Genomic DNA, 1326 nt, shown 5'->3' on the forward strand with positions numbered 1-1326 from the left:
TAACCAATTTGAATGTATGCTTACTGTTATCTAGTTTTGAGAGAACACTCTCAATGGTTTGGTGGCGATAGCGAAGAGGTCACACCCGTTCCCATGCCGAACACGGAAGTTAAGCTCTTCAGCGCCGATGGTAGTCGGGGGTTTCCCCCTGTGAGAGTAGGACATCGCCAGGCAGACTTCATTCCGCAGTAGCTCAGTGGTAGAGCTATCGGCTGTTAACCGATCGGTCGTAGGTTCGAATCCTACCTGCGGAGCCATATGGAGAAGTACTCAAGTGGCTGAAGAGGCGCCCCTGCTAAGGGTGTAGGTCGCGTAAGCGGCGCGAGGGTTCAAATCCCTCCTTCTCCGCCATATGATTACAGATATCATAATTATCGGCCCGTTGGTCAAGCGGTTAAGACACCGCCCTTTCACGGCGGTAACACGGGTTCGAATCCCGTACGGGTCATATGGAGGATTAGCTCAGCTGGGAGAGCATCTGCCTTACAAGCAGAGGGTCGGCGGTTCGAGCCCGTCATCCTCCACCATTATGCCGGTGTAGCTCAATTGGTAGAGCAACTGACTTGTAATCAGTAGGTTGGGGGTTCAAGTCCTCTTGCCGGCACCACTTTCATATGGTAAGATAGACAAGTCGCTTTAAAAGCGAGCCATTAGCTCAGTTGGTAGAGCATCTGACTTTTAATCAGAGGGTCGAAGGTTCGAGTCCTTCATGGCTCACCATGTTACGCGGGTGTGGCGGAATTGGCAGACGCGCTAGACTTAGGATCTAGTGTCTTATGACGTGGGGGTTCAAGTCCCTTCACCCGCATTGCCAAACAACATAAAGAAATCCTGTAATGCGGAAGTAGTTCAGTGGTAGAACACCACCTTGCCAAGGTGGGGGTCGCGGGTTCGAACCCCGTCTTCCGCTCCACATATGCTGCCGGGGTGGTGGAATTGGCAGACACACAGGACTTAAAATCCTGCGGTAGGTGACTACCGTGCCGGTTCAAGTCCGGCCCTCGGCACTTATTGTTGCGCCCGTAGCTCAATTGGATAGAGCGTTTGACTACGGATCAAAAGGTTAGGGGTTCGACTCCTCTCGGGCGCGCCATACATACTTTTGAAAACGGGAAGTAGCTCAGCTTGGTAGAGCACATGGTTTGGGACCAAGGGGTCGCAGGTTCGAATCCTGTCTTCCCGACCATCTTTTATGGGGCCTTAGCTCAGCTGGGAGAGCGCCTGCCTTGCACGCAGCACCACCGCCCCGGCCGCCGTCACTGCCGCCGACGTTCTGGCCGCCGCGCCCGCAGCCGTCGCGCGGCCCGATCTGGGGCGGTCGCTGTG

The 1326-nt window shown here is 54.8% G+C and carries 11 tRNA genes and 2 rRNA genes (1 of these 13 cut by a window edge); all 13 read left to right on the forward strand.

Going from position 1 to position 1326, the window contains the following annotated elements:
• A 23S ribosomal RNA gene (locus tag ACFVU7_RS44935) occupies positions 1-7 on the forward strand; it begins 2923 nt to the left of the window's first position.
• A 50-nt stretch (positions 8-57) separates the two neighbouring features.
• A 5S ribosomal RNA gene (rrf, locus tag ACFVU7_RS44940) occupies positions 58-173 on the forward strand.
• 9 nt (positions 174-182) lie between these two features.
• A tRNA-Asn gene (locus ACFVU7_RS44945) sits at positions 183-257 on the forward strand.
• 3 nt (positions 258-260) lie between these two features.
• A tRNA-Ser gene (locus ACFVU7_RS44950) sits at positions 261-351 on the forward strand.
• A gap of 25 nt (positions 352-376) precedes the next feature.
• A tRNA-Glu gene (locus ACFVU7_RS44955) sits at positions 377-448 on the forward strand.
• Positions 449-451: 3 nt separating this feature from the next.
• Positions 452-527, forward strand: a tRNA-Val gene (locus ACFVU7_RS44960).
• A gap of 4 nt (positions 528-531) precedes the next feature.
• A tRNA-Thr gene (locus tag ACFVU7_RS44965) sits at positions 532-607 on the forward strand.
• 37 nt (positions 608-644) lie between these two features.
• Positions 645-720: transfer RNA gene (locus tag ACFVU7_RS44970), tRNA-Lys, on the forward strand.
• 6 nt (positions 721-726) lie between these two features.
• Positions 727-808, forward strand: a tRNA-Leu gene (locus ACFVU7_RS44975).
• Between the two features lie 30 nt (positions 809-838).
• Positions 839-913: transfer RNA gene (locus ACFVU7_RS44980), tRNA-Gly, on the forward strand.
• 8 nt (positions 914-921) lie between these two features.
• Positions 922-1007: transfer RNA gene (locus ACFVU7_RS44985), tRNA-Leu, on the forward strand.
• A gap of 9 nt (positions 1008-1016) precedes the next feature.
• Positions 1017-1093, forward strand: a tRNA-Arg gene (locus tag ACFVU7_RS44990).
• A 16-nt stretch (positions 1094-1109) separates the two neighbouring features.
• Positions 1110-1186, forward strand: a tRNA-Pro gene (locus ACFVU7_RS44995).
• Positions 1187-1326: the final 140 nt, after the last annotated feature.

Source organism: Kitasatospora sp. NPDC058046 (assembly GCF_042885595.1).
Taxonomy (GTDB): Bacteria; Actinomycetota; Actinomycetes; order Streptomycetales; family Streptomycetaceae; genus Kitasatospora.